This is a genomic window from Mycolicibacterium chlorophenolicum, assembly GCF_001044235.1.
Classification (GTDB): Bacteria; Actinomycetota; Actinomycetes; order Mycobacteriales; family Mycobacteriaceae; genus Mycobacterium; species Mycobacterium chlorophenolicum.
The window spans coordinates 1-23,458 of the sequence record NZ_JYNL01000007.1 but is presented as its reverse complement, the minus strand read 5'-3'; the positions used below and the strand labels follow the sequence as shown (position 1 = coordinate 23,458).

The window sequence follows — 23,458 nt, the reverse complement described above, 5'->3', positions numbered from 1 at the left end:
TCTGGGGGACAACGATGTCTGAACAGACCGTGTACGGCGCTGCCGCCGGCACCCCGCGGACGCGGGTCCGCACCCATCACCTCGCGAAGTGGAAGTCCGAAGGCCACAAGTGGGCCATGCTCACCGCGTACGACTACTCGACCGCAGCGGTGTTCGACGAGGCCGAGATCCCGGTGCTCCTGGTGGGTGATTCCGCCGCGAACGTCGTCTACGGCTACGACACCACCGTTCCGGTGACCATCGACGAACTGATTCCTCTGGTGCGCGGCGTCGTCCGCGGCGCCCCGCACGCGCTGGTGGTGGCCGACCTGCCGTTCGGCAGCTACGAAGCGGGCCCGGCGCAGGCCCTGGCCAGCGCCACCCGATTCCTCAAGGAGTCCGGCGCCCACGCCGTCAAGCTCGAAGGCGGCGAGCGGGTGGCCGAGCAGATCGCCACCCTGACCGCAGCGGGCATTCCCGTGATGGCCCACATCGGCTTCACCCCGCAGAGCGTGAACGGTCTCGGCGGATTCAAGGTGCAGGGCCGCGGCGACGCCGCCGAGCAGACGATCCACGACGCGATCGCCGTGCAGGAGGCCGGCGCGTTCGCCGTGGTGATGGAGATGGTGCCGGCCGAACTGGCCACCCAGATCACCGGCAAGCTCACCATCCCCACCGTCGGGATCGGCGCGGGCCCCAACTGCGACGCCCAGGTCCTCGTGTGGCAGGACATGGCCGGGATGACCAACGGCAGGACGGCCAAGTTCGTCAAGCGCTTCGGTGCCGTCGGTGACGAATTGCGCCGCGCGGCAGCCGATTACGCTCAGGAAGTGGCCAGCGGCGTCTTCCCCGCCGAGGAGCACTCCTTCTAGGAGAACTCGGGCTTGCGTTTGGCGAGGAACGCATCCACCCCTTCGCGTCCGTCGGCGGTCTCCGCGCGCCGGGCGATCAGCCGGCCCTCGAGTTCCATCTGCTCCTCGAGTCCGTTGGCGAAGCTGGCCAGCAGCAGTGCTTTGACGCCACCGTTGGAGCCGCCCGACGTGGTGGACATGGCGGCGGCGAGTTCGTCTGCCCGCGAAGCGACATCGCCGTCGGGCAGTACCTCGGTGACCAGACCCCAGTCGAGCGCCTCGCGGCTGGACAGCGTCCGGTTGGTGAGCATCAGCTCCTTGGTGCGGGCCATGCCGATCAGGCGCGGCAGGAAGTAGGTCGAGCTCCCGTCGGGGCTGAGGCCCACGCGGGTGTAGGCCATCGTGAACGACGCCGATTCGGCCGCGAGGATCAGATCGCCGGTGACCGCCAACGAGAATCCCGCGCCCGCCGCGGTGCCGTTGACGGCGGTGATGACGACGGCGTCCATGCGGGCGAAGGTCGAGATGGCGCGGTGCAGGTCGTCGGCGACGCCCTTGAGGTGACGGCCGCGCTGGGGTGCCGACGCGAAATCCTTCAGGTCGCCTCCGGCGCAGAAGAACCGTCCGGCGCCGGTGATCACCACGACCTTGATCGTGGGGTCGTCGCAGTGCGCGGCGACGTCGGCGAGCTCCCGCGTCATGACGGCGTTCATGCCGTTCGCGGCGTCGGGCCGGTTCAGCGTGATCCGGGCGATCGCGCCGGAGCGCTCGAAGGCAATCGTCTGGTAGTCAGTCACACACCGGACTGTAACGCCCGCCGGATCAGATGCCGCCCTCGAGATAGCGCGCCCGGCAGGCGCTGCGCGCCAGCTTGCCACTGGTGGTCCGTGGAATCGCGCCGGCGGCAACGAGTTTCACATCGGCCAGCGGAATGGCGTGGCGCCGCGACACCGCCGCGCGGATGGCCTCGGTGATGGGCGCCGCCTCGGCACGCCCGGCACCGGGGGCGCGTTCGGCGACGATCACCACCTCCTCGCGGCCGACGCCGGGCACGGAGAACGCGGCGACGAAGCCGGATCGCACCGCGGCCGAGGCCTCCGACACGGTGGCCTCGATGTCCTGCGGGTAGTGGTTGCGGCCGTCGACGATCACCAGGTCCTTCACGCGGCCGGTGATGAACAGCTGACCGTCGAGGTAGACCCCGAGGTCGCCGGTGCGCAGCCACAGGGCGCTTTCGGCGGCGCCCTCGGCGTGACTGCCCTGCGTCAGCCGCGACTGCAGCTTGTTGTGGAAGGTCAGTTCGGTCTCGTCGGTGCGGCCCCAGTAGCCGCGGCCGATGTTGTCGCCGTGCAGCCAGATCTCGCCGACGCGGCCGTCGGGCAGCTCGCATTCGGTCTGCGCGTCGACGATCACCGCCCACTGGCTGCGGGCGATGTGCCCGCAGGAGACGCCGACGACGGCGTTCGGGTCGTCGGCGCCGACGCGCACGACCTGTCCGCGGCTGAGAGCCTCCCGGTCCATGTGCACCGCGGTGGGCGATGAGCCGGGCTCGGTGGTGGAGACGAACAGCGTCGCCTCGGCCATGCCGTAGGACGGCTTGATCGCGGCGGGGTTCAGACCGTACGGCGCGAAGGCGGAGGTGAACGTCTCGATCGAGGCCATGCTGACCGGTTCGGAACCGTTGATCAGACCGGCCACGTTGCTGAGGTCCAGCGCCTCGCCGGCGGGCGGCAGGCCGCGCTGGGCGGCGAGATCGAACGCGAAGTTCGGGGCGGCGGCGAACGTGGGCTTGTCCGACGCACCCAGCTCCCTGATCCACCGGTAGGGCCGGCGCACGAACGACACCGGCGACATCAGCGTGATGTGTGCGCCCAGCAGGGCCGGGAACATGATCATCAGCAGGCCCATGTCGTGGAACAGCGGCAGCCAGCTGACGCTGCGGGTGTCCCAGTCCAGGCCCACCGATTCGATCATCTGCACGACGTTCGTGCACGCGCCGCGGTGGGTGATCTCGACGCCGGCCGGGGTCCGCGTCGAGCCCGAGGTGTACTGCAGGTAGGCGATGTCGTCGGTCGCCACCGGCGCGGGCACGAAGTCGCGGCCGACCGCGTCGGGGACGGCGTCGACGGCGATGATCCGGGGCCGCTGCGGCCGCGGGACCGTGCGCAGGAACTCTCGGACCGGTTCTGCCGCGGCGGTGGTGGTCAGTACCACGGTGGGCCGGGCGTCGGCGAGCACGGCATGCAGTCGGTCGGTGTGGCCGGGGAGTTCGGGCGCGAACAACGGCACCGCGATGGCGCCGGCCTGGATCGCGGCGAAGAAGCCGACCACGTAGTCCACTCCCTGCGGGGCGAGGATCGCGATCCGGTCGCCGGGCTGGGTGACCTGTTGAAGGCGCGTGCCCACTGCCCGCAGCCGGGTGCGGAACGCCGACCAGGTCAACTCGACCGTGCGGTCGTGGTCGAAGTCGAGGTACCGGTAGGCGGGCGCATCGGCCCTCTGTTCGGCATGGCGGTCGAGGAACGACGTCAGCGTGACTCCGGCCGGGATCTCGATGTTGCCTTCGGCGTCGAGATAGTCGTGGAGCCGCATGTCTGGACTCATAAGAGAATTGTAAGAGTGACGTCGGCGAAAGCGTGCGCTGCCGTCCGTGTCGGGTCTCGTGTCGGTATCTCTTCGATCACGGCGCGGTGTTGGCGGTTCACTTGCGTGTGGCAATCTTGGGTCCCCCCGCGATGCCCGAAACGAAGGTGCCCATGCCAGCCCGATCGTCCGAAACGTCCAGGTACACCGAGACCGAGCGCAAGTTCGACGTGGTCGACTCGGCCGTCAGCCCGTCCTTCGACGGACTGACCGCGGTGTCCCGTGTCGAGCGGTCGACGTCACAGTCGCTCGACGCTGTCTACTACGACACAGCCGATCACGACCTGGCCCGGCACCGCATCACGTTGCGGCGCCGGACCGGCGGTACGGACGCCGGCTGGCATCTGAAGTTGCCGGCCGGCCCGGACAGCCGCACCGAGGTGCGGGCTCCGCTGGAGGAGGGCACCCCGGCGCACCCGCAGGTGCCCGACAGCCTCCGCGATGTCGTCCTCGCCATCGTGCGGGAACGTGGGCTGGCGCCGGTGGCGCGGATCAGCACGGCGCGCAGCGTCGTGATGCTGTACGGGCCGGACGGCTCGGCGGTGGCCGAGTTCTGCGACGACCAGGTGACGGCCAGTGCCGTCGACGGCGAGGAACAGCAGTGGCGCGAATGGGAGCTGGAGCTCGCCGAGGGCGCAGACCGTGAGCTGTTCGAGCCCCTGACCCGTCGCCTCCTCGACGCCGGCGCCCGCCCGGCCGGGCACGGCTCGAAGTTGGCGCGGGTGTTGGGATCCGAGGATGACTCGGATGAGTCCCCCGCGGCGTTGAGTGATCCGGTGCACCGGGCGGTCGCCGAGCAGGTCGCGCAGCTGATCGAGTGGGACCGCGCGGTCCGGTCGGATGTCTACGACTCGGTGCACCAGATGCGGGTGACCACGCGCAAGATCCGCAGTCTGCTGCAGTCCTCCGAGGGCGCGTTCGGCATCTCCGACGATCACTGGATCCTCGCCGAGCTGCGGGAGCTGGCCGGTGTGCTGGGCATTGCGCGCGACGCGGAGGTGCTGGCGGAGCGCTACCAGCGCGCGCTCGACGGGCTGCCGGAATCGGCGGTGCGTGGTCCGGTGCGGGAGCGTCTCGTCGACGGTGCGCAGAAGAGATATCAGGCCGGCTGGAAGCGGTCGCTGGCGGCGATGCGCTCGCCGCGGTACTTCCGCCTGCTGGACGCGCTGGAGGAGTTGGTGACGGCCGAGCCGCCGCCCCCGGCCGCGGGCGAGGAGCGGGCCGAGGTCACGTTCGACTCCGCCTACAAACGGGTTCGCAAGGCCGCCAAGAAGGCTCGCGTTGCCGCCGAGGAGCAGGACGAGCACGTCGATGAGGCGCTGCACCGCATTCGCAAGCGCGCCAAGCAGCTGCGCTACACCGCGGCGGCGACCGGGCAGGGCAAGGTCGCCGACCGGGCCAAGTCGATCCAGACGCTGCTGGGTGATCACCAGGACAGCGTGGTCAGCAGGAGCCATCTGAGCCGGCAGGCCGAGCTGGCGCACGCCGCCGGCGAGAACACGTTCACCTACGGGCTGCTCTATCAGCAGGAGCACGACCTCGCGTTGCGCTGCGAGGAACAGGTCGAAGAAGCGCTCGCGGCGCTGCACAAGGCCGTGCGCAAGGCGTGACCCCTAAGGGCGGATGAGCCGGCCTGTAAGCCGGATTCTGTCTCTCGCCGCCATGTCTGGCGGCGAAGTGGCGACCATCCATCTGGACACACCGTCACCGGGTGCCTCGAGCGGCCTACCCGCAGACTCGGGCGAGCAGCCCTCGGGCGTCTGCGCTGCCGCGCCCCCCGCGCGACATTCTTGGCCTTGCTTCGGGTGGGGTTTGCCGAGCCGCTCCGGTCACCCGGAGCGCTGGTGCGCTCTTACCGCACCGTTTCACCCTTACCACCCCGTGGCCCGAAGACTCGGTGGTGGCGGTCTGCTTTCTGTGGCACTTTCCCGCGAGTCACCTCGGATTGCCGTTAGCAATCACCCTGCTCTGTGAAGTCCGGACTTTCCTCGAACCACCTAGGCCGTACCCCTATCCGGCCGGTCGATGATCCGCGGCCGCCCAGCCAGCTCATCCGCACCCACAACGTAATGCTTGCGGCCGGGATTCCGGTAACGAATGCTTGAGGGCCATGACGCAGGTTCGGCCGGCCCGCCACCTGATGCGTGCGAAGGATCTGGTCGACGCCCGGTACGCCGAGCCGATCACGGTCGATGATCTGGCCGCGGCCGCCGGGTTGTCGCGGGCGCATTTCAGCCGGACCTTCACGACGACGTTCGGGGAGTCGCCGCGGGCCTACCTGCAGACGCGCCGGCTGGAGCGGGCGGCCTCGCTGCTGCGCCACACCGACCGCCCGGTCGCCGAGATCTGCATGATGGTCGGGCTGACGAGCGTCGGATCCTTCACGACGAGTTTCGCCCGGGCCTACGGGCTTCCGCCGGCCGCATACCGGGCGGCCATGCCGCCTGCCGCGGTGCATGCCCGCATCCCGAGTTGCATCCTCGGCCGCGACACCCGCCCGCGTGCGGTCAGCCGCGTCGGTGCAGACAGCACACCGGGAGAAGACGGCACGAGCGGACCGCCCGTAGCGTCGGGGCCATGATCAGGATCGCCAGCGTTCACCTGTGGGTGCACGATCAAGAAGTCGCGCTGAAGTTCTGGACCGAGAAGGTGGGAATGGAGGTGCGCCAGGATGTTTCGCTGCCCGATATCGACGGACTCTTCCGCTGGTTGACGGTCGGACCGCCCGGCCAGGACGACGTCTCGATCGTGTTGATGGCCGTGCCCGGCGAGCCGGTGATGGACGGGCCGACCCGCACCCAGGTGCTCGATCTGACCGCCAAGGGGTTCGCCGGAACCGTGTTTCTCACCACCGACGACTGCCACGCCAGTTACCAGGAACTGCGCTCGCGCGGCGTCGAGTTCACCGAGGAGCCCCACGAGATGCCCTACGGCATCGACTGCGGGTTCCGCGACCCGTCCGGCAACAGCGTCCGGCTCACCCAGCTCGCCTCTTAGGCAGTCCATTTCAGCTCGACGATGTCGATGCTGAGCCTGCCTTCGATCGCGCTGTGTCGTCGGGTGGGTCCGGGTAGTGGTGGTGCGGTGGAGTGGTAGGNACAGCGTCCGGCTCACCCAGCTCGCCTCTAGGCAGTCCATTTCAGCTCGACGATGTCGATGCTGAGCCTGCCTTCGATCGCGCTGTGTCGTCGGGTGGGTCCGGGTAGTGGTGGTGCGGTGGAGTGGTAGGTGGCGCCGGTGGGGGTTCGGTAGACGGCGGTGTGGTGGCCGTCGGTGTCGTGGGTGACGACCTGCCAGCCGGGGGCTTCTTTGGCGTAGTTGCAGGCTTCACAGCCGCCGAGACCGTTGAGCCCGCTGGTCGTTCCGCCATCTCGGGCGGGGGTGGCGTGGTCGTGGTGGCGGATCGGGGCGTTGCAATAGGGCGTGCGACAGGTCTGATCCCGCACCCCGATGAAGGCCCGCAACCCTTTCGGAAAGATCCGCGCCTTGGACTCCATCGCCACCAACTGCCCGCTGCGCGGATGCCGATACAACCGGCGCAGCGTCGCTTTCGCCGCCTCGTCGGTCACCGCATCGGAGACCAGGTCGCGCACCACCACCGCGGGAACCGGGCCGTAGCCCTGCACCCAGCCCGGGGAATCGTCCTCCCCGAACAGGGTGGTGTCCGCCAACACCAGGTTCAGCGCGACCGGCGACGGGGTGTCGGCCGGACGCGCGGTGACCCGCTCGTAGAGGGTGTCGGTCATCACCTGTCCCCGCGGGCGCCCATCACCACCGGTGGTGTCGGCGTCCCGTTTGAGGGTGGCGTAGACCCCGATGCCCTGGGACAGCGGCATCAGCGCGGTCAGGTACACCATGCCGTTGGGGGCGCAGCGGGTCCACACCCCCGCACTCTGCGCNGGTGGCGTAGACCCCGATGCCCTGGGACAGCGGCATCAGCGCGGTCAGGTACACCATGCCGTTGGGGGCGCAGCGGGTCCACACCCCCGCACTCTGCGCGGCGCGGTTCTTGCGCTCGACGACGGCGGCGGCGTCCAGGCGGGCGGTGATCGCTGCGGCGGCGGCTTCGATGCGCTTGTTGCCCAACCCGGCCAGCGCCTGCTGATCGGCGCACAGTTCGGCATCCAATACCCGCCGGTCTTCCACGGTGAGGCAGGCGGACTGTTTGACGATCAGGCTGGCCCGATATTCGGTGAGCACCCCGGCTTCCAGGGCGGCCAGCGTGTACGGCATCTCGTGCACCAAAGCATTCGCGAAACCCAGATGCTGGTTGCCGCACACCGGGGCGTCGAGGCGGGCCAGCGCGATCTCCGAGGCCAACCCCCGCCCCCGCTTGCGCGCCGGCACCCCGGCGGCGTCCTCGGCCGCGCGCCGTTTAGCCGCCCACGCCGCGGTCGCGCGGGCCTGCGCCGCCGCCGCGGCAGCCTTCAACCGCTCGCAGCGGGTGACGAGGTCGCGCAGCTCGGCCTCGGAGGCCGTCGCATCGATATCGAACGTGTGTTCGAACATGACTCGACCCTACATCGGCCTACCGACAAATATGCGACCGTGAACCCGATGCGCGCGACGAATCTGGCGACCGACGAGCCGCGAGATTCCGCGAACCTGGTGGCTCGCCTCGGCCGTGAGCAGTGGCTCGCCCCCAGCCTCTGCGCCGGCTGGCGGGTTCGCGATGTCGCGGCACACGTCGTCGCGTACCTGGACCGCGATCGGAGAGACTTCGTCAGGACACCGAGAAGGTGGGACGTCAGCCCGACAACGAGGTGCGCCGCAGCACGATCACGTTGTCGATCAACACCGCCTGCTGACCTTCGGGGCCGACCGCCTCCCGCTCAAGGGCGCCGGCCCGCAGCCGCTCCCACTGCCCCGGCTTGACATCGATGCCCGCGAGGACGTCCTCGACCGTCGGGAACACGTGGTCGTGGATGTGCTGCGCCCACGGCGGTGCCGCGCCGTGGTCCACGATCAGCAGGACGCCGCCCGGCGCCACGGCCCCGGCCGCGGCGGTGAAAATGCTCTCCCGGTCCAACCGCACGAGCGATTGCAGGAACTGCGCCGACACCAGGTCGAACGTCCCGTCCGGGAAGTCGTCGGACAAGTTCATCTGCCGGAAGCAGACCTGATCGGCCACGCCACGCCGTTCGGCTTCGGCGGTCGCGCGTGCCAGCGCGGTGTCCGAGATGTCCACTCCGAGCGTGCGCCAACCGCTTTCGGCCAGCCACAACGCGTCGGCACCCTCGCCGCAACCGAGATCGAGCGCCCGGCCCGGCGGTAACGGACCCGCCACCTCGGCCAGCCACGGGTTCACCCGGCCGCTCCAGATCCGGTCCCGCTCGGCGTATCTGGCCTCCCAGTGCGCCTTCTCCGACTCGTTCATCGATCCTCCTCCATCAGACTTCCGACAATCGACACCGCGGCGCCCGAACCCGCCGCGATCGCCGCAGCCACCTGCGGCATCTGCGCGCAGACATCGCCTGCCGCGTACACCCCCGGCACCGACGTCCGCCAGAACGCGTCCACCGCGATCGCCTCCGCCGACACCGGTCCCGGCGCCGCGAAGGCCACCCCCAACGCCCGCGCCAGCCCGGTCCGCTGGTGCAGCGTGCCCGCCACCAGCAGCCCGCGCCGGGCCAGGCTCGTCCCGTCGGCGAACACCACCGCCTCCAGGTGACCGTCACTGCCCGACACCCCCGCAACCACCCGCTCGTCCACCGGAATTCCCGCGTGAGCAAGGTGATTCCGATCCTCATCGGTGAGGCCTGAAGGACCATCGGTCAGCAGCACCACGTCATCGCTCCACCCGTGCAACAGCGACGCCATGTGCACACCCCGCTCCCCCGCTGCGAGCACCGCCAAGGGTTGATCGCGCACCTCCCAGCCGTGGCAGAACGGGCAGTGGAACACCGAACGGCCCCAGAACGCGTCGAGTCCCGGTATTTCTGAGGCGCGATAGTGCATGCCCGTCGCGAGCAGCACCCGCCGGGTGCGCTCGGATGCGCCGTCGGAGAGCCCGATCGTGAACCCGCCCTCATGTGCGGTGACCTCGGCGACCTCGCCGTCGCGCACCTCGACCGACGGGTACCGCGCCAGTTCGTCGCGGCCGCGGGCATAGAGCTCCGCCGGTGGTACCCCGTCGAATCCGAGAAGTCCGCCGATGCCGTGCGCGGCGCGGTTGCTCTGCGCACCACCGTCAACCACCAGGGTCCGCTTGCGCGCCCGGCCCAACACCAGCGCCGCGCTCAACCCGGCGGCCCCACCACCGATGATCACGCCATCCCATCGTTCGCTCATGCCACCACCTTGCTCGCGGTCACACCGATCTGCCAAGCTTGGTTGCCATGCAGGCAAACGACGACGGTGTGGACGCCCGGGTGCGGCGCCGGTTGCGGGAACTGAGGCTGCAGCGCGGCATGACACTCGACGACGTGGCGAGCCGGTCCAGCATCGACGTGTCCACCCTGAGCCGACTGGAATCCGGCAAGCGGCGGCTCGCCCTCGACCATCTCCCCCGGCTCGCCGCCGCCCTGTCGGTCAGTACCGACGAACTGCTGCGCGCCCCGGAGGTCGAGGACCCACGGGTCCGCGGCGGCGCGCACACCCGCAACCAGATCACGTTCTGGCCGTTGACCGGTCAGGGTCCTGCGGGCGGACTACACGCCTACAAGATCCGGGTCAGCGCCCGCCGGCGCACACCACCGCCGCAATTGCCCGTCCACGAGGGCCACGACTGGATGTACGTGCTGTCGGGCAGGATGCGGCTGATCCTCGGCGAACGCGACTTCACCATCAAACCCGGTGAAGCCGTGGAGTTCTCGACGTGGACGCCGCACTGGTTCGGGGTCGTCGACGGACCGGTCGAGGCGATCGCGCTGTTCGGCCTGCACGGCGAACGCGTGCACCTGCACACCGATCACAAATAGGACGTCTGATTGACCAGGCGCACCGAGGCGAGACCGTCGGGATAGAACTCGGCGATCGACAGCGAGGCCAGGTCCAGATGCAGCCGGTACAGAATCGTCGAACCGGCGTCGAGGGCCAGGCGCAGCAGCGTCTTGATCGGCGTCACATGCGACACGACCAGCACCGTCTGACCGGGGCGTTCGGCGATGATGCGCTGCTGCGCGCGGGCGACACGGGTGGCCACCGCGTCGAAGCTCTCGCCGCCCGGGGGCGGCACGGCGGTGTCGCGCAGCCACCGCAGGTGCAGTTCGGGGTCGCGTTCGGAGGCCTCGCGGAACGTCAGCCCCTCCCAGGCCCCGAAGTCGGTCTCGATCAGATCGTCGTCGATCTCGACGTCCAGACCGAGAGCCTTCGCGGCCGCGGTGGCGGTGTCGTGGGCGCGTTGCAGCGGCGAGGACACCACCGCGTCGATTCCACCGCCCTGCCCCAGATAACGGGCCGCCGCGTCGGCCTGCTGGTTGCCCAGTTCGGTCAGGGCGGGGTTGCCGCGCCCCGAGTAGCGCCGTTCGACCGACAGCGGCGTCTGCCCGTGCCGGAGCAGGAACAACCGCGTCGGCGCTCCACGCGCCCCGGTCCACCCCGCCGGGTTCGTCGTCACCTGCGTTGTCGGCGTTGACGTTTCGGCCGGCACCGGATCGCCCTCCTCGATACCGGCGGCCGCGTCCATCGCCTGGTTGGCCAGCGCGTCGGCATGCGCGTTCTGCGCACGGGGCACCCAGGTGTAGGTGACGTGCTCGAACGCCCGCGCTCGGTCGCGGGCCTGCTGGTTCAGCGGGGCCAGGTCGGGATGCTTGACGCGCCAGCGCCCGGCCATCTGCTCGACCACCAGCTTCGAGTCCATGCAGACCTCGACCTCGGTGGCACCCACGCCCGCCGCGGCCTCGAGACCCGCGATCAGGCCGCGGTATTCGGCGACGTTGTTGGAGGCGCGGCCGATCGTCTCTTTCGTCTCGGCCAGCACCTCAGCGCGATCCGCGGACCACACGACCGCGCCGTATCCGGCCGGACCGGGATTGCCGCGCGATCCGCCGTCGCACTCGACGATGACCTTCACGCGCCGGGTCCCTTGACGCGCAACAGAATCGCATTGCACTCCGGGCAGCGCAGCACCTCGTCGTCGGCCGCGGCGGCAATCCGCGCCAGCTCGCCCTTGTCGATCTCCAGCCGGCACGCACCGCACCGTCGTCCCTGCAGCTGCCCGGCGCCCACGCCGCCGCGCGCACGCTGACGCTCGTACATCGACACCAGCCCCTCGTCGATGCCCGCGACGAGTTCCTCACGCCGCGAGACACGCTGATGCTTGATCTGCGCGAGGTGCGTGCGCGCGCTGTCGCAGGACTGCTGCGCGTCGGTCAGGGCGGTCTGCAGGTCGTCGATGCCGGTCAGTTCGCGGTCCTGGTCGGCCGCGAGCTCCTCGCGCCGTTCCATCACCTCCAGCAGCGAGTCCTCCAGACTGGCCTGCCGGCGCTGCAGGGTCTCGAGCTCGTGCTGCAGTTCGGTGAGCTGTTTGGCGTCTACCGTGCCGCCCTCCAGCAGCCCGCGGTCGCGGTCCTCACGCTGGCGCACCCCGTCGATCTCGCTCTCGAACTTGGCGACCTGCGCGTCGAGGTCGGCGAGCGCGAGCTGCACGGCGGCCAGCCGGTCGTTGGCCTCGCGGTGGGCGGCCTGCGCGCTCTCCAGCGCCGACTGTTCGGGAAGGTTCTTCACCCGGTGTTCGAGCCGGCTGATCTCGGCGTCGAGCTCGGCCAGCTCGAGCAGTGAACGTTGCTGTGACACATCAGCTTTCATCGGCTGCTTCCTCGACATTCCATGGGTCGGTGCGCACCTCGGACACGGTGACGGGCAGTGCGTCGCCGAAGTGCTGGTGCAGGAGTTCGGCCGCCTGTGCGCACCACGGGAACTCGCTGGCCCAGTGCGCGACGTCGACGAGTGCGACGTCGGAGACGCGGCGGTGTTCGTCGGCCGGATGGTGACGCAGGTCGGCGGTGACGTAGGCCTGCACTCCGGCAGCGGCCACCTCCGCGAGCAGCGAGTCACCCGCCCCGCCGCACAGCGCGACCCGCGACACCGTCGTCGTCGGGTCACCGGAGGCGCGCACCCCCCACGACGTCGCGGGAAGGCCACGCCGGACGCGAGCGACGAACGCCGGCAACGGTTCCGGTTCGGCGAGGACGGCGATGCGGCCCAGCCCGGTGCCCGCCGGCGGAGTCTCCAGCGCCACGACGTCGAACGCAGGCTCTTCATACGGATGGGCGGTGCGCAGGGCCGCGAGAACCGCCGCTCGCCGCGACCTCGGCGCCACCATCTCCACGCGGTCCTCGACGACGTGCTCCACGGTCCCGACCGAGCCGATCGCCGGTGAGGCGCCGTCTCCGGGCAGGAACTGGCCGATCCCCGGCGCGCTCCAACTGCACTGCGAGTAGTCGCCGACGTCGCCGGCGCCCGCACCGAACATCGCCGCGCGCAGCGCCTCGGCGTTTTCGGGCGGGACGTAGACGCCCCACTTGTCCAGCGCGGGTCCCGACGGCACCGGGGACAGGACGTCGGTGACCTCCAGACCGAGCGCGGCGGCCAGCGCGTCGGAGACGCCCGGGTCGGCGCTGTCGGCGTTGGTGTGTGCGGTGAACAGGGCGCGCCCGGTCCGGATCATGGCGTGCAGCAGCGCACCCTTGGCGGTGTCGGCGGCCACCGTGTCCACTCCGCGCAGCAACAGCGGGTGGTGGGCCAGCAGCAGGCCGCGCTCGGGCATCGTTGCCACCACCTCGGGCGTCGCGTCCACCGCGACCGTCACCGACTCGGCCGGCTCGGACGGATCACCGCACACCAGGCCGACGGAGTCCCAGCTCTGCGCCAGCCGCGGCGGGTAGGCCCTGTCGAGCACCTCGATGACGTCGGCGAGCCGCACCGTCATCGCATCACCAGCAGACATGCCACAGCACGACAGTAGTGCGCGGGTCCAGCCACTCCGGGCATCAGGGACAATGGGCACGTGACCGATATGCTGGACAGCTCAGCCGGCGTCGCCCGGGTGGGCCGCGGCGATCTGGTGATCTTCGACCTGGACGGCACCCTGACCGACTCCGCCGAGGGCATCGTGGCCAGCTTCCGCCACGCCCTGTCCGCGGTCGGCGCCACCATTCCCGAGGGTGATCTGGTCAGCCGCATCGTCGGACCGCCCATGCTGCACACGTTGGAGTCGATGGGCCTGGGTGAGCGGGTCGACGACGCGATCGCCGCCTACCGGGCGGACTACACCAGCCGCGGCTGGTCGATGAACCGGCCGTTCACGGGCGTCCCGGACCTGCTGGCCGACCTGGCCGACGCCGGGGTGCGCCTGGCGGTGGCCACCTCGAAGGCCGAGCCGACCGCGCGGCGCATCCTCGCCCACTTCGACCTCGACGGACGCTTCGAGGTGATCGCCGGCGCCAGCGTCGACGGCACCCGGGCGCGCAAGGCCGACGTGGTGGCCCACGCGCTCGATCAGCTCGCCCCGATCCCCGACCGGGTGGTGATGATCGGAGACCGGTCGCACGACGTGGAGGGAGCCGCCGCCCACGGAATCGGCACCATCGTCGTCGACTGGGGCTACGGTCGCGAGGATTTCACCGACGGCCCCAGCGGCGCGCTCGCGCACGTGGACACCGTGGACGCCCTGCGGGAGGTGCTCGGTGTCTGAGCTGCTGCACGTCACGTTCATCTGTTCGGGCAACATCTGCCGCAGCCCGATGGCCGAGAAGATGTTCGCCCATCAGATCGCCGAGCGCGGACTGGCCGATGTGGTGCGCGTCAGCAGCGCCGGCACCGGGCACTGGCACGAGGGTGAGCCCGCCGATCGGCGCGCCGCCGACACGTTGCGCGGCCACGGCTACCCGTCGGCGCATCGGGCCACCCAGGTCGGCGACGACCACCTGGCCGCCGATCTGGTCATCGCGCTGGGCCGCGAGCACCAGCGCATGCTGGCCCACCTCGGGGTGCCCACCGAGCGGCTGCGCATGCTGCGGTCCTTCGACCCCCGCTCGGGCGCCCACGTCCCCGACGTCGACGATCCCTACTACGGCACGCACGACGACTTCGAGGACGTGTTCACCGTCATCGACGCCGCGCTGCCGGGGCTGCACGGGTGGGTGGACGACCAGCTGGCCGAGCGGCAACAGGCGGTCTGACGATGCGCCGGCTGACCTTCCTGCTGCGGCCGCAATGGCTGGCGCTCTACGTCGTGGCGATCGCGTTCGCCTATCTGTGCTTCACGGTGCTCGCCCCGTGGCAGCTGGGCAAGAACACCACGACCTCCCGGGAGAACGCGCAGATCGCCGCCTCGCTGGACGCCGATCCGGTGCCACTGACCAGCCTTCTGCCCCATCAGGATTCGGCGGCGCCCGATCAGCAGTGGAAGCGCGTGACCGCGACGGGCAGGTATCTGAACGGCGCGCAGGTGCTGGCCCGGCTGCGGGTGATCGACGGGGATCCCGCCTTCGAGGTGCTGGTGCCGTTCGCCGTCGACGGCGGCCCGACCGTGCTCGTCGACCGCGGCTATGTCAAGCCGGTGCAGGGTACCGCGGTACCGCCGTTCGACGCCGCCCCGACGGGGACGGTGACGATCACCGCCCGGTTGCGCGACGCCGAAGGGGTGCCCGCCGGCAAGGCTCCGTTCCGGGACGCCGGTGTGCAGCAGGTGTATTCGATCAACCCCGGCCAGATCTCCGCGTTGACCGGCGTTCCATTGGCCGGGTCCTATCTGCAGCTGGTCGACGACCAGCCCGGGGGTCTCGGCGCCGTTCCACTGCCGCGTCTGGATGCCGGGCCGTTCCTGTCCTACGGCATCCAGTGGATCGCCTTCGGCATCATCGCCCCGATCGGCGTCGGCTACTTCGTCTACGCCGAGGTGAAGGCGCGCAGGCAGGAGAAGGCGGCGGCCGCACCCGTCACCCCTGAGGACAAGCTCGCCGACCGGTACGGGAGGCGACGCTGACGGCGGCTGCCGCGGCGACCACCTGCACAGCGCGCGACAACCGCACGGCACGCTCCAGATCCGCGACCGCCGGCGTCCTGCCATCGCCGAGCGTCGGGCGGATCTCCAGCTCGTGGGCGTACTGCGTAGGGCCCCCCAACCGGATCCCCAGTGCCCCGGCGAACGCCGCCTCGGCGACCCCGGCGTTCGGGCTGGGGTGCCTGCTCGCGTCCCGGCGCCAGGCCCGCAAAGCACCTGTCGGAGAGCCACCCACCACCGGCGCGCACGCCACGACGAACAGCCCCGTCAGCCGGGCCGCGGCCAGGTTCAACAGGTCGTCGAATCGGGCTGCCGCCCAACCGAACCGCAGGTAGCGCGGCGACTTGTTGCCGATCATGGCGTCGAGCGTGTTCGCGGCCCGGTACACCAGCACCGCCGGGACACCGCCCAGCGCCGCCCACACCAACGGACCGACCTGCGCGTCGGAGGTGTTCTCCGCGACCGACTCCAGCGCGGCGCGGGTCAGGCCGGCGGCATCGAGCACCGACGGGTCCCGTCCGCACAGTGACGGCAGCAGCTGTCTGGCCGCGTCGAGGTCGTCGGCCGCCAGCAGATCGGCCATCCGGGTACCGGTGCGGGCCAGCGACGTACCGCCCAGCGCGGTGAATGTCGCGGCGGCGACGCACACTGTCTCGGCGACGACGCCGGCGCGCCGGCCGCTGCGTTCGACCGCCGCGCCGGCGAGGGCGACGAGGCCGAGCAGTGCGGCGGTGTGCAGGGCGCCCGCACTGCGGCTGTCGGCGTAGACCCGCCGCTCGAGCGCCGCTGCGCCGCTGCCGAACAGCGCCACCGGATGCCCCCGCGACGGGTCACCGAACGGGCGGTCGGCGAGCACCCCCACCGCGATCCCGGCTGCGCGGCCCCGGCCAACTGCTGCGAACACCCCGGCAGCTTGTCACATCGGTGTCACACTGTGCCCATGACCGACGTGATCTTGACCGCAGGGACCGTCATCACCATGGACGACACGGCGCCGCGCGCCGAGGCGGTGGCGGTGTCGGACGGACGGATCACAGCGGTCGGCACCGTCGACGAGTGCCGCGACGCGTTGCCCGGCGCGGAGGTCGTCGACACCGGCGCCGCCGTGCTCGCACCGGGTTTCGTTGAACCGCACGGGCATCCGTTGATCAGCGGGATCGCCACGCAGGCGCCGGCCCGCTCGATCGCGCCGTGGGTCGCGGCGAGCTGGTCGGACGTCCGCACGATTTTCGCCGACGCGCTGGCTCACACCGACCCCGACACCCCCCTGTGGTTCGCCGGGTACGACGCACTGCTGCACGGCCATCCGGCACCGCAGGCCGGCGAGCTCGACGAGATCTTCGGCGACCGCGTCACCGTCGTCACCGACAACTCCGGGCACGGCGTGTATTTCAACTCCGCGATGATCCGGCGCCACGGCTGGGACGCCGCACCGCCGCCCGACCCGGTCGCCGGCAAGTTCGGCCGCAACGCCGACGGGACGCTCAACGGGCAGGGATTCGAACTGCCCGTGGTGACCGCGGTGACGATGCCGCTGATGGAGCAGATGGGCGACCCGCTGGTGTCGGCGGCGACCTACTACGCGGTGATGGCGCGCGGTGGGTACACGTCGACGTCGGACATGACCTACGACCCGAAGTTCGCCGCCGGTTACGAGGCGCTCGCCGCCGCGCCGTCGTGTCCGCTGCGGGTCAGCATGTGGGAGATGTCGGTCACCGACACCTATTCGGAGCCAACGACATTCACCGCGGGCGATGAGTGGTTGACCAAGACCGGCGTCAAGCTGTGGACCGACGGGTCGCCGTGGGTCGGCAACATCGCGATCTCGTTCCCCTACCTCGACACCGAGGCCACCCGCACCGCAGGCATCGATCCGGCGGTGGCCGGCGGCGCGCACTCGATGAACTACAGCCGCGAGCAGCTCGACGCGATCCTCGACCGGGCGGCGCCGGCGGGCTGGCAGATGGCCTTCCACGCCAATGGCGACCTGGCGCTCGACCTCGCGCTCGACGCCTACGAGGACGCGCTCAACAGGCACGGCCTGCTGGGCTCCAACCATCGCTGGCGGCTGGAGCACTGCGGCGCGGGCACGCGGGCGCACTTCGACCGCGCGGCCCGGTTGGGCGTGCATGTGTCGCTGGCGCCGTTCCAGTACTACTACTGGGGCGAACTGCTCGACGGCGCGATGTTCGAGCCGCAGCACGGGGCGCGGTGGGCGGCGTTCGCCGATGCCGTCGACTCGGGCGCGTGCGTGTCGCTGCACAACGACGGATCGGTGTCCCCGCCGACGCCGATCGTCAACATCGCCACCGCGGTCACGCGGCGCACCCGCAAGGGCACCGTGCACTGTCCGGAGCAGGCGATCCCGCTGGACCGGGCGTGGCGCGCGCAGACCATCGACGCGGCCCGCACGCTGCACCGCGAGCACCTCGTCGGCTCGATCACCCCCGGCAAGCTCGCTGATTTCGTGGAGCTGACCGCCGATCCGTGGGCCGTCGATCCCGCGGAGATCATCGACCGTGTCACCGTGACGGGGACATGGCTGGGTGGACGCCGCATCGACCTCGACGAGTTCGTCGGCGCTGTCCGTGGCGGCGACAACGCCGAGCACGCGCACCTGGCCGAACGCAAGGCCACCGGCTGCTGCTGACCAGAGCTAACGTGAACGCCGTGGACGAACAACCTGCTCCCCCGCCGACAACCCGCGCCAGGACGCTCGCACGACTGGTCCTCGCCGGCGCGATGGTCTTCGCAGGCTTCAGCCACTTGTTCTGGGCTCGTGAGGAATTTCAGGCGCAGGTGCCCACATGGGTACCGATGGACGCCGACGGCGTCGTGATGGCTTCCGGCGGCGTTGAGATCACGCTCGGCGTCGGCCTGGCCGTGCTGCGCCGCGACCGCGTACTGGTGGGTCGGCTGCTGGCGGCGTTCTTCGTGTTGGTCTTCCCGGGCAACCTGGCGCAGTACCTCAACCACGCGGACGGGTTCGGGCTCGACACCGACACCAAGCGGTTGGTGCGGCTGTTCTTCCAGCCGGTGCTGATCGCGTGGGCGCTGTGGTCCACGGGGATTCCTCGCCGGCGTTGACGGTGGGCGCGGACGGTATCGAACCGCCGACCGCTGGTGTGTAAATGCCTTGACCAGCGTTTACAGCGTCTCATTGTGCCTATTGCGTTCGCGTAGTCCCAGCTCAGCGTGTTGGCGGGTTGCAGTGCATCTCCACTGTCTCGGCTGTTGGTTCGCGTCTTGGCACAGTCATGGCACAGCGGGGGTTTCGCTTTGGCGCACGAAATCCGCACCGAATGGTTCCAGTCGGCCATTTGGGGCCCTTAAACAAATGACTAGGCCGAGCGGGTTCGCCGATGTCCGCCGGCCAACATGAACGAAAACCACGACTTCTGCTTAGAACCCGCTTGGCGCGGGTGCATGCTCTCATTTCGACGGCATGACGTATTGCGATGAGCGCGGGCTTGGCCTTGATTCCAGGGTGGACCGGTCGGCGTTGATCACCGTACGGATGGCGAAGTACTCGGTGCAGTCCGGCTGCTCGGTCAACGGGTGCGGGTGTCGCTGCGCGCGTCGGCGGTCATCGTCTTCGACGGGCGCCATCAGGTCGCCGTACATCCCAGAGTGATGACGCGCGGCGGCTCCAGCGTGCAGCTCGACCACTACCTGGAAGTGTTGAGGATCAAACCGGGAGGGCTACCTGGGTCGACGGCGCTGGCCCGCGCCCGCGAAGCGGGGGTGTTCACCGCCGCCCACGAGGCGTTCTGGGCCGCCACGCGGCGCGTCAACGGCGACGTCGCAGGCACCCGTGAACTGGTCGACGTTCTCTTGCTGCGCCGCACCATGACCACCGCGGAGGTGATCGCCGGGATCACCGCTGCACTCACCGTGGGCGCGGTCAGCACCGACGTCGCCGCGGTGGAAGGACGCCGGCACGCGGCCACTGGGGCCGAATCAGACCGACACCTCGGTGCTCACGGTGATGTGGTCGAGCATCGGGTTGTCAGTCTGACCCAGCGCCGCCTCACCGATCCGGCTGCGGTGATCGCCGGCTTGCCTCCTCGACGAAGCCCTTGCGACTGCCAACCGAGAGCAGCTGTCCTGTCAGGGATTTTTGGCCGAACTGCTGCTGGCCGAATGCGACGACCGGGACCGGCGATCCACCATGCGCCGGTCCCGGAGTCACTGATCAGGCACTGGGGTTGGCCTTTGGTGATGCAGTCGCCGGTGGCCAACTGGTGGATGGTGGCGGGGTTGATGTTCGGGTTGGGCATCGAAGTCGAAATCGCCCAACCACTTCTGGCGCGGAAAGCCCGCGGCCTTGACTCGCCAGGGGGTGTTCACTGTCGGCTTCGGCGGCGGCGGCCAGGGCGAGCACGGTGTCGTCGTCGAGGTCGCTGCCGGCGTGAACGGCGGTGACCGTGGGTTCGCTTTTGGTCAAGGTGCCGGTCTTGTCGAAGAGCACGGCGTCGACGGTGCGCATGCCTTCCAGGGCAAGGCGACCTTTGATCAATACCCCGCCCCGGGCGGCTCGTTCGGTGGCGATGGACACGACCAGCGGTATCGCCGAGCCCAGCGCATGGGGGCACGCAATGACCAGGACAGTGATCGCCCGGACCACGGAAGCGTCGGGATGTCCGGTGATCGACCACGCCGCGGCGGTGATGGCGGCGGTGATCAACGCGAACCAGAACAGCCAGCCCGCTGCCCGGTCAGCGAGGCGCTGAGCTCGCGACGACGAGTTCTGCGCTTGGGTGACCAGGCTCTGGATACCGCCAGGGTGGTGTCATCGCCAGTGGCGGTGATTTCGATGCGCAATCCGGAATCGGTGGCCACAGTTCCCGCCGTCACCTCGTCCCCGACCGTGCGGGCCACCGGCCGCGATTCACCGGTCACCATTGACTCGTCCATGTCGGCGCGCCCGTCGACGATTCGGCCGTCGGCAGGGACGCTTCCACCGGGCCGAACGACCACCACATCCCCCATCTGCAGGTCTGCGGGCAGACGGTAACAGTGCGGTCGCCGTCGATCTTCTCGGCTTCGTCAGGCAGCAGCGCGGCAAACGAATCCAACGCAGAAGTGGTCTGGGCCACCGAGCGCATCTCGACCCAGTGGCCGAGCAGCATGATGACGATCAGCAGCGCCAGTTCCCACCAGAACTCCAGCTCATGGTGAAGCACCCCGAGGCTCGCACCCCAGGAGGCCAGGAACGCTACGGTGATCGCCAGCCCAATCAGCAGCATCGTGCCCGGTTTGCGGAAACGGATTTCGTCGACCGCGCCGGTGAGGAAGGGTCGCCCGCCGAACAAATACATGACCGTGCCGATCAACGGTGGGATCCACCGGGCGCCGGGAAAGTCGGGAACGTCGTAGCCGAGCAGCATCGCAAACATCGTCGAGAACACAACGACCGGGACGGCGATGACCAGGTTGATCCAGAACAGTTCTCGGAACTGCGCCACATGGTCGTGCCCGTGACCGCCGTGACCGCTGCTGTGGTGGCCGCCGTGGTCGGTGCTGTGGTGGCCGCCGTGGTCGGTGGCGGTGTGTTGGCCGTGGTCCGGGTGTGCGCCGTCGGCGTGGGGATGGGTGTGGCCGTGGGGGTGGGGCTACGGCGTGGTCGTCACGGTTGGTCATGTCCTTTCCTTCAATGCCTGCACGGGGTCGGTCTCCGCGGGGCTGGTAGCGGCGGCGCGGTGACGATCTCCGGGCGGTGTAGTTGGTATTAGGAGCGCACGAGGCGCGCGATTGCTTCGTAGGCTTCTGTGAGTTTGGCGTCGGCGGCGGGCCCGCCTGCGGCGGCGTCGCGGACGCAGTGGCGCAGATGGTCGTCCAACAGTGCCAGCGCGACGCCCTGCAGGGCTTTGGTCAACGCGTCGGTCTGGGTGAGGATGTCGATGCAGTACCGTTCCTCTTCGATCATTTTGCTGATGCCGCGGGCCTGGCCTTCGATGCGCTTCAACCGTTTGAGGTATCGGTCTTTGTCGGTGATGTAGCCGTGGTGGGCGGTTCCCGAGGTGTGGCAGTGGTCAGTGTCGCTGGGTTCAGTCATGACAGCTCCTGGGTGTACGCGAAACGGCTCTGGCGGTTGCCGATCCGATGAATGCAGGTCTGGGGCGTGTCACGCTGCGCCGGCGTACTTGTCGGGATCACGGTCGAAGCGCGGTCCACATCCCCTGCAGCAGAACCAGTACCGTCGGCCGCGGTAGTCGCGGAACAGTCCGGCGGCTTCGGCCGCTGCCTTGTTGACCGGTGCGCCGGGCATGACCGGGCAGGCGGTCTCGTCGGCAGGGGCGCGAGAAGGTTCGTGGCCGCCGGGTCCATGACGGTTGTGTCGGCCTCGTGGACGGGGCCGTTGCAGCAGCAGCTCGACATCGCATTGGTGTGGTCGGTCATTATGGCTCTTTGGGCTCGGACAGCTAGTGGGTGGGGGTTGCGGAGCCGGAGGTGAAGCCGCGCAGGCGCAGGCTGTTGCCCACGACGAAGACGCTGGAGAACGCCATCGCCGCGCCGGCGAGCATGGGGTTGAGCATGCCCAGCGCCGCGACCGGTATGGCGGCGACGTTGTAGACGAACGCCCAGAACAGGTTCGTCTTGATCGTCGATAATGTCCTGCGGGACAGGCGGATCGCGTCGACGGCGCTGCGCAAGTCACCGCGTACCAGGGTGATGTCGGAGGCTTCGATCGCGACGTCGGTTCCGGTGCCCATCGCCAGGCCCAGGTCAGCTTGGGCCAGGGCAGGGGCATCGTTGACGCCATCGCCGACCATGGCCACGGTCTTACCTTCGGCTTGTAGCCGGGCGATGACATCGACCTTGTCTTCGGGCATGACCTCGGCGATCACCGTGTCGATGCCGACTTCTGCGGCGATGTGCCGGGCCACGGCGTCGTTGTCGCCGGTCAGAAGGATCGGGGTCAAACCGAGGGCTCGCATCTGTGAAATTGCCTGTGCGCTCGTGGGTTTCACGGTGTCGGCGATGACGAGGATGCCGCGTGGCTGGCCGTCCCAGCCGACGGCGACCACAGTCTTTCCCTGGGCTTCAGCACGAGTCTTGGCGTGGGTCAGCTTCGCACTGAGGTGTTGGGCCCAATCGGTCAGCAACGATTCGCGTCCAACGATGACGGCGTGTCCGTCCACCACCCCGTGAACGCCTTTGCCTTCGGCGTTGGCGAAGTCCTCCGGAGTGGGCAGGGTTCCGACTTCCTCGGCGGCCGCCGTCGCGACAGCTCGGGCAATCGGGTGCTCGGACGCGTCCTCCAAGGCGCCGGCCAGCCGAAGCAGTTCCCGACGTTCGGTTCCTGGCGCGGTGATGACCTCAACAAGGGTCATCGTGCCCGTGGTCACGGTGCCGGTCTTATCCAGGACCACGGTGTCGACCTTGCGGGTGGATTCCAGCACCTCCGGGCCTTTGATCAATACGCCCATCTGCGCGCCTCGACCCGTACCCACCAGCAGTGCTGTGGGCGTGGCCAACCCAAGGGCGCACGGGCAGGCGATGACCAGCACCGCAACCGCCGCCGTAAACGCGGCGGCGACAGAGAATCCGGCGCCCAGCCAGGCGCCGAGGGTGATCACCGCGATGGCGATCACGATCGGCACGAAGACACCGGAGATGCGATCGGCCAGACGCTGGACTTCGGCCTTGCCGGTCTGGGCGCGTTCGACGAGGGCCGCCATCTGAGCCAGCTGGGTGTCCGAGCCGACACGACTGGCCCGCACCACCAGCCGGCCGCCGGCGTTGACAGTTGCGCCGACCACGGTGTCCCCGGCCGAGACCTCCACCGGCACCGACTCGCCGGTCAACATCGACGCATCGACAGCCGAGGTTCCCGACACCACTTCGCCGTCAGTGGCGATCTTCTCGCCGGGGCGCACGACGAACTCGTCACCGACCACCAGGTCGCCGATGGCGATCTTAGCCTCGATCCACCGATAAATTGGTTGGTCGTGGGGTGTCGGAATGAGGAAAGTGCCCCTTGAGCTGGGAGGATTGGTGTTCTCTACGCATCAATCAGGCCAGTTCAGAAAGG

Annotated in this window: 20 protein-coding genes, 1 other RNA gene and 7 pseudogenes; 12 read left to right on the top strand and 16 right to left on the bottom strand. The window is 69.5% G+C overall.

The genetic code is table 11. The features are described from left to right. Positions 1 to 14 precede the first annotated feature (14 nt). On the top strand, positions 15 to 851 hold the full coding sequence (gene panB, locus MCHLDSM_RS03025; RefSeq protein ID WP_048468810.1) for a 3-methyl-2-oxobutanoate hydroxymethyltransferase: 837 nt from the start codon (positions 15 to 17) through the stop codon (positions 849 to 851). Here the strand turns inward: panB and MCHLDSM_RS03020 are convergent. Next, positions 848 to 1,627, bottom strand: coding sequence for an enoyl-CoA hydratase/isomerase family protein (locus MCHLDSM_RS03020; RefSeq protein ID WP_048468809.1), 780 nt, complete (start codon positions 1,625 to 1,627; stop codon positions 848 to 850). The genes panB and MCHLDSM_RS03020 overlap by 4 nt on opposite strands. Before the next feature lie 25 nt (positions 1,628 to 1,652). Then, on the bottom strand, positions 1,653 to 3,434 hold the full coding sequence (locus tag MCHLDSM_RS03015) for a fatty acyl-AMP ligase (RefSeq protein ID WP_048468808.1): 1,782 nt from the start codon (positions 3,432 to 3,434) through the stop codon (positions 1,653 to 1,655). 152 nt (positions 3,435 to 3,586) lie between these two features. Between MCHLDSM_RS03015 and MCHLDSM_RS03010 the strand changes: the two genes are divergently transcribed. Beyond that, entirely contained in the window at positions 3,587 to 5,083 is a 1,497-nt protein-coding gene (locus tag MCHLDSM_RS03010; RefSeq protein ID WP_048468807.1) for a CYTH and CHAD domain-containing protein, read from the top strand. Positions 5,084 to 5,093: 10 nt separating this feature from the next. On the opposite strand, the gene rnpB is transcribed toward MCHLDSM_RS03010, so the two are convergent. Then, an RNA gene (gene rnpB / locus MCHLDSM_RS34850) (RNase P RNA component class A) lies at positions 5,094 to 5,525 on the bottom strand. A gap of 58 nt (positions 5,526 to 5,583) precedes the next feature. On the opposite strand from rnpB, the gene MCHLDSM_RS03005 reads away from it, so the two are divergent. Together MCHLDSM_RS03005 and MCHLDSM_RS03000 are read left to right on the top strand one after the other, a co-directional pair. Further along, a complete protein-coding gene (locus MCHLDSM_RS03005; protein WP_407661955.1) occupies positions 5,584 to 6,054 on the top strand; it encodes a helix-turn-helix transcriptional regulator in 471 nt (156 codons plus the stop codon). After that, positions 6,051 to 6,470: a VOC family protein gene (locus MCHLDSM_RS03000; protein WP_048468806.1), complete on the top strand. Its 420-nt coding sequence runs from the start codon at positions 6,051 to 6,053 to the stop codon at positions 6,468 to 6,470. Before MCHLDSM_RS03005 ends, MCHLDSM_RS03000 begins: the two co-directional genes overlap by 4 nt. A gap of 128 nt (positions 6,471 to 6,598) precedes the next feature. Here MCHLDSM_RS03000 and MCHLDSM_RS38955 read toward each other — a convergent pair. Together MCHLDSM_RS38955 and MCHLDSM_RS38950 are read right to left on the bottom strand one after the other, a co-directional pair. Next, positions 6,599 to 7,372, bottom strand: a pseudogene (locus MCHLDSM_RS38955) (HNH endonuclease); the annotation flags it as partial. 1 nt (position 7,373) lies between these two features. Next, positions 7,374 to 7,982 (bottom strand): annotated as a pseudogene (locus tag MCHLDSM_RS38950) (HNH endonuclease); the annotation flags it as partial. A 48-nt stretch (positions 7,983 to 8,030) separates the two neighbouring features. Between MCHLDSM_RS38950 and MCHLDSM_RS36945 the strand changes: the two are divergent. Beyond that, positions 8,031 to 8,243: pseudogene (locus tag MCHLDSM_RS36945) on the top strand (maleylpyruvate isomerase N-terminal domain-containing protein); the annotation flags it as partial. Here MCHLDSM_RS36945 and MCHLDSM_RS38330 read toward each other — a convergent pair. Together MCHLDSM_RS38330 and MCHLDSM_RS38325 are read right to left on the bottom strand one after the other, a co-directional pair. Continuing rightward, positions 8,221 to 8,850, bottom strand: a complete 630-nt coding sequence (locus tag MCHLDSM_RS38330; protein WP_048468805.1) for a class I SAM-dependent methyltransferase — start codon at positions 8,848 to 8,850, stop codon at positions 8,221 to 8,223. The pseudogene MCHLDSM_RS36945 and the gene MCHLDSM_RS38330 overlap by 23 nt on opposite strands. Continuing rightward, a complete protein-coding gene (locus MCHLDSM_RS38325; RefSeq protein ID WP_048468804.1) occupies positions 8,847 to 9,764 on the bottom strand; it encodes an NAD(P)/FAD-dependent oxidoreductase in 918 nt (305 codons plus the stop codon). Before MCHLDSM_RS38325 ends, MCHLDSM_RS38330 begins: the two co-directional genes overlap by 4 nt. Before the next feature lie 47 nt (positions 9,765 to 9,811). Here MCHLDSM_RS38325 and MCHLDSM_RS02975 point away from each other — a divergent pair, with 47 nt between their 5' ends. Then, positions 9,812 to 10,393 carry a helix-turn-helix domain-containing protein gene (locus MCHLDSM_RS02975; RefSeq protein ID WP_048468803.1) on the top strand — a complete coding sequence of 194 codons (582 nt, stop codon included), beginning with the start codon at positions 9,812 to 9,814 and terminating at the stop codon, positions 10,391 to 10,393. On the opposite strand, the gene MCHLDSM_RS02970 is transcribed toward MCHLDSM_RS02975, so the two are convergent. From MCHLDSM_RS02970 to MCHLDSM_RS02960, 3 genes are read right to left on the bottom strand one after another with little or no spacing between them, the layout of a single operon-like run. After that, positions 10,384 to 11,487, bottom strand: a complete 1,104-nt coding sequence (locus MCHLDSM_RS02970) for a bifunctional RNase H/acid phosphatase (RefSeq protein ID WP_048468802.1) — start codon at positions 11,485 to 11,487, stop codon at positions 10,384 to 10,386. The genes MCHLDSM_RS02975 and MCHLDSM_RS02970 overlap by 10 nt on opposite strands. Beyond that, positions 11,484 to 12,221 carry a zinc ribbon domain-containing protein gene (locus tag MCHLDSM_RS02965; RefSeq protein ID WP_048468801.1) on the bottom strand — a complete coding sequence of 246 codons (738 nt, stop codon included), beginning with the start codon at positions 12,219 to 12,221 and terminating at the stop codon, positions 11,484 to 11,486. Before MCHLDSM_RS02965 ends, MCHLDSM_RS02970 begins: the two co-directional genes overlap by 4 nt. After that, a complete protein-coding gene (locus tag MCHLDSM_RS02960) occupies positions 12,211 to 13,344 on the bottom strand; it encodes a Nif3-like dinuclear metal center hexameric protein (protein WP_048468800.1) in 1,134 nt (377 codons plus the stop codon). Before MCHLDSM_RS02960 ends, MCHLDSM_RS02965 begins: the two co-directional genes overlap by 11 nt. Positions 13,345 to 13,431: 87 nt before the next feature. On the opposite strand from MCHLDSM_RS02960, the gene MCHLDSM_RS02955 reads away from it, so the two are divergent. From MCHLDSM_RS02955 to MCHLDSM_RS02945, 3 genes are read left to right on the top strand one after another with little or no spacing between them, the layout of a single operon-like run. After that, entirely contained in the window at positions 13,432 to 14,109 is a 678-nt protein-coding gene (locus tag MCHLDSM_RS02955; RefSeq protein WP_048468799.1) for an HAD-IA family hydrolase, read from the top strand. Beyond that, positions 14,102 to 14,596 (top strand): low molecular weight protein-tyrosine-phosphatase, encoded by a 495-nt coding sequence (locus MCHLDSM_RS02950; RefSeq protein WP_048468798.1) that lies wholly within the window; start codon positions 14,102 to 14,104, stop codon positions 14,594 to 14,596. The genes MCHLDSM_RS02955 and MCHLDSM_RS02950 overlap by 8 nt, the downstream gene beginning before the upstream one ends. Positions 14,597 to 14,598: 2 nt before the next feature. Continuing rightward, entirely contained in the window at positions 14,599 to 15,402 is an 804-nt protein-coding gene (locus MCHLDSM_RS02945) for an SURF1 family cytochrome oxidase biogenesis protein (protein ID WP_048468797.1), read from the top strand. On the opposite strand, the gene MCHLDSM_RS02940 is transcribed toward MCHLDSM_RS02945, so the two are convergent. After that, on the bottom strand, positions 15,356 to 16,324 hold the full coding sequence (locus MCHLDSM_RS02940; protein ID WP_048468796.1) for a cobalamin biosynthesis protein: 969 nt from the start codon (positions 16,322 to 16,324) through the stop codon (positions 15,356 to 15,358). The genes MCHLDSM_RS02945 and MCHLDSM_RS02940 overlap by 47 nt on opposite strands. A 36-nt stretch (positions 16,325 to 16,360) precedes the next feature. On the opposite strand from MCHLDSM_RS02940, the gene MCHLDSM_RS02935 reads away from it, so the two are divergent. The 3 genes and pseudogenes from MCHLDSM_RS02935 to MCHLDSM_RS38945 all read left to right on the top strand — a co-directional run. Then, positions 16,361 to 18,070: an amidohydrolase gene (locus tag MCHLDSM_RS02935; RefSeq protein WP_048468795.1), complete on the top strand. Its 1,710-nt coding sequence runs from the start codon at positions 16,361 to 16,363 to the stop codon at positions 18,068 to 18,070. A 92-nt stretch (positions 18,071 to 18,162) separates the two neighbouring features. Beyond that, a complete protein-coding gene (locus MCHLDSM_RS02930) occupies positions 18,163 to 18,507 on the top strand; it encodes a DoxX family protein (RefSeq protein ID WP_407661956.1) in 345 nt (114 codons plus the stop codon). 379 nt (positions 18,508 to 18,886) lie between these two features. Beyond that, a pseudogene (locus MCHLDSM_RS38945) lies at positions 18,887 to 19,500 on the top strand (Mu transposase domain-containing protein); the annotation flags it as partial. A gap of 95 nt (positions 19,501 to 19,595) precedes the next feature. On the opposite strand, the pseudogene MCHLDSM_RS36935 reads toward MCHLDSM_RS38945, so the two are convergent. From MCHLDSM_RS36935 to MCHLDSM_RS02900, 5 genes and pseudogenes are all read right to left on the bottom strand, one after another. Next, positions 19,596 to 19,755, bottom strand: a pseudogene (locus MCHLDSM_RS36935) (IS21-like element helper ATPase IstB); the annotation flags it as partial. Next, positions 19,715 to 21,063, bottom strand: a pseudogene (locus MCHLDSM_RS02915) (HAD-IC family P-type ATPase); the annotation flags it as partial. The pseudogenes MCHLDSM_RS36935 and MCHLDSM_RS02915, both read right to left, overlap by 41 nt. An 88-nt stretch (positions 21,064 to 21,151) precedes the next feature. After that, on the bottom strand, positions 21,152 to 21,478 hold the full coding sequence (locus tag MCHLDSM_RS02910) for a metal-sensitive transcriptional regulator (protein ID WP_048468792.1): 327 nt from the start codon (positions 21,476 to 21,478) through the stop codon (positions 21,152 to 21,154). Between the two features lie 69 nt (positions 21,479 to 21,547). Continuing rightward, positions 21,548 to 21,691 (bottom strand): YHS domain-containing protein, encoded by a 144-nt coding sequence (locus tag MCHLDSM_RS40655; protein ID WP_456320046.1) that lies wholly within the window; start codon positions 21,689 to 21,691, stop codon positions 21,548 to 21,550. Positions 21,692 to 21,845: 154 nt separating this feature from the next. Continuing rightward, positions 21,846 to 23,354 (bottom strand): annotated as a pseudogene (locus tag MCHLDSM_RS02900) (heavy metal translocating P-type ATPase); the annotation flags it as partial. Positions 23,355 to 23,458 lie beyond the last annotated feature (104 nt).

Excerpts from the sequence above, each read along its gene's own strand:
- MCHLDSM_RS02975 (WP_048468803.1), top strand. The coding sequence starts at position 9,812 with ATGCAGGCAAACGACGACGGTGTGGACGCCCGGGTGCGGCGCCGGTTG.
- MCHLDSM_RS02960 (WP_048468800.1), bottom strand. The coding sequence starts at position 13,344 with ATGACGGTGCGGCTCGCCGACGTCATCGAGGTGCTCGACAGGGCCTAC.
- MCHLDSM_RS03000 (WP_048468806.1), top strand. The coding sequence starts at position 6,051 with ATGATCAGGATCGCCAGCGTTCACCTGTGGGTGCACGATCAAGAAGTC.
- MCHLDSM_RS02955 (WP_048468799.1), top strand. The coding sequence starts at position 13,432 with ATGCTGGACAGCTCAGCCGGCGTCGCCCGGGTGGGCCGCGGCGATCTG.
- panB (WP_048468810.1), top strand. The coding sequence starts at position 15 with ATGTCTGAACAGACCGTGTACGGCGCTGCCGCCGGCACCCCGCGGACG.
- MCHLDSM_RS03010 (WP_048468807.1), top strand. The coding sequence starts at position 3,587 with ATGCCAGCCCGATCGTCCGAAACGTCCAGGTACACCGAGACCGAGCGC.
- MCHLDSM_RS02945 (WP_048468797.1), top strand. The coding sequence starts at position 14,599 with ATGCGCCGGCTGACCTTCCTGCTGCGGCCGCAATGGCTGGCGCTCTAC.
- MCHLDSM_RS02910 (WP_048468792.1), bottom strand. The coding sequence starts at position 21,478 with ATGACTGAACCCAGCGACACTGACCACTGCCACACCTCGGGAACCGCC.
- MCHLDSM_RS03015 (WP_048468808.1), bottom strand. The coding sequence starts at position 3,434 with ATGAGTCCAGACATGCGGCTCCACGACTATCTCGACGCCGAAGGCAAC.
- MCHLDSM_RS38330 (WP_048468805.1), bottom strand. The coding sequence starts at position 8,850 with ATGAACGAGTCGGAGAAGGCGCACTGGGAGGCCAGATACGCCGAGCGG.
- MCHLDSM_RS40655 (WP_456320046.1), bottom strand. The coding sequence starts at position 21,691 with ATGCCCGGCGCACCGGTCAACAAGGCAGCGGCCGAAGCCGCCGGACTG.
- MCHLDSM_RS02965 (WP_048468801.1), bottom strand. The coding sequence starts at position 12,221 with ATGAAAGCTGATGTGTCACAGCAACGTTCACTGCTCGAGCTGGCCGAG.
- MCHLDSM_RS03005 (WP_407661955.1), top strand. The coding sequence starts at position 5,584 with ATGACGCAGGTTCGGCCGGCCCGCCACCTGATGCGTGCGAAGGATCTG.
- MCHLDSM_RS02930 (WP_407661956.1), top strand. The coding sequence starts at position 18,163 with ATGGTCTTCGCAGGCTTCAGCCACTTGTTCTGGGCTCGTGAGGAATTT.
- MCHLDSM_RS38325 (WP_048468804.1), bottom strand. The coding sequence starts at position 9,764 with ATGAGCGAACGATGGGATGGCGTGATCATCGGTGGTGGGGCCGCCGGG.
- MCHLDSM_RS02935 (WP_048468795.1), top strand. The coding sequence starts at position 16,361 with ATGACCGACGTGATCTTGACCGCAGGGACCGTCATCACCATGGACGAC.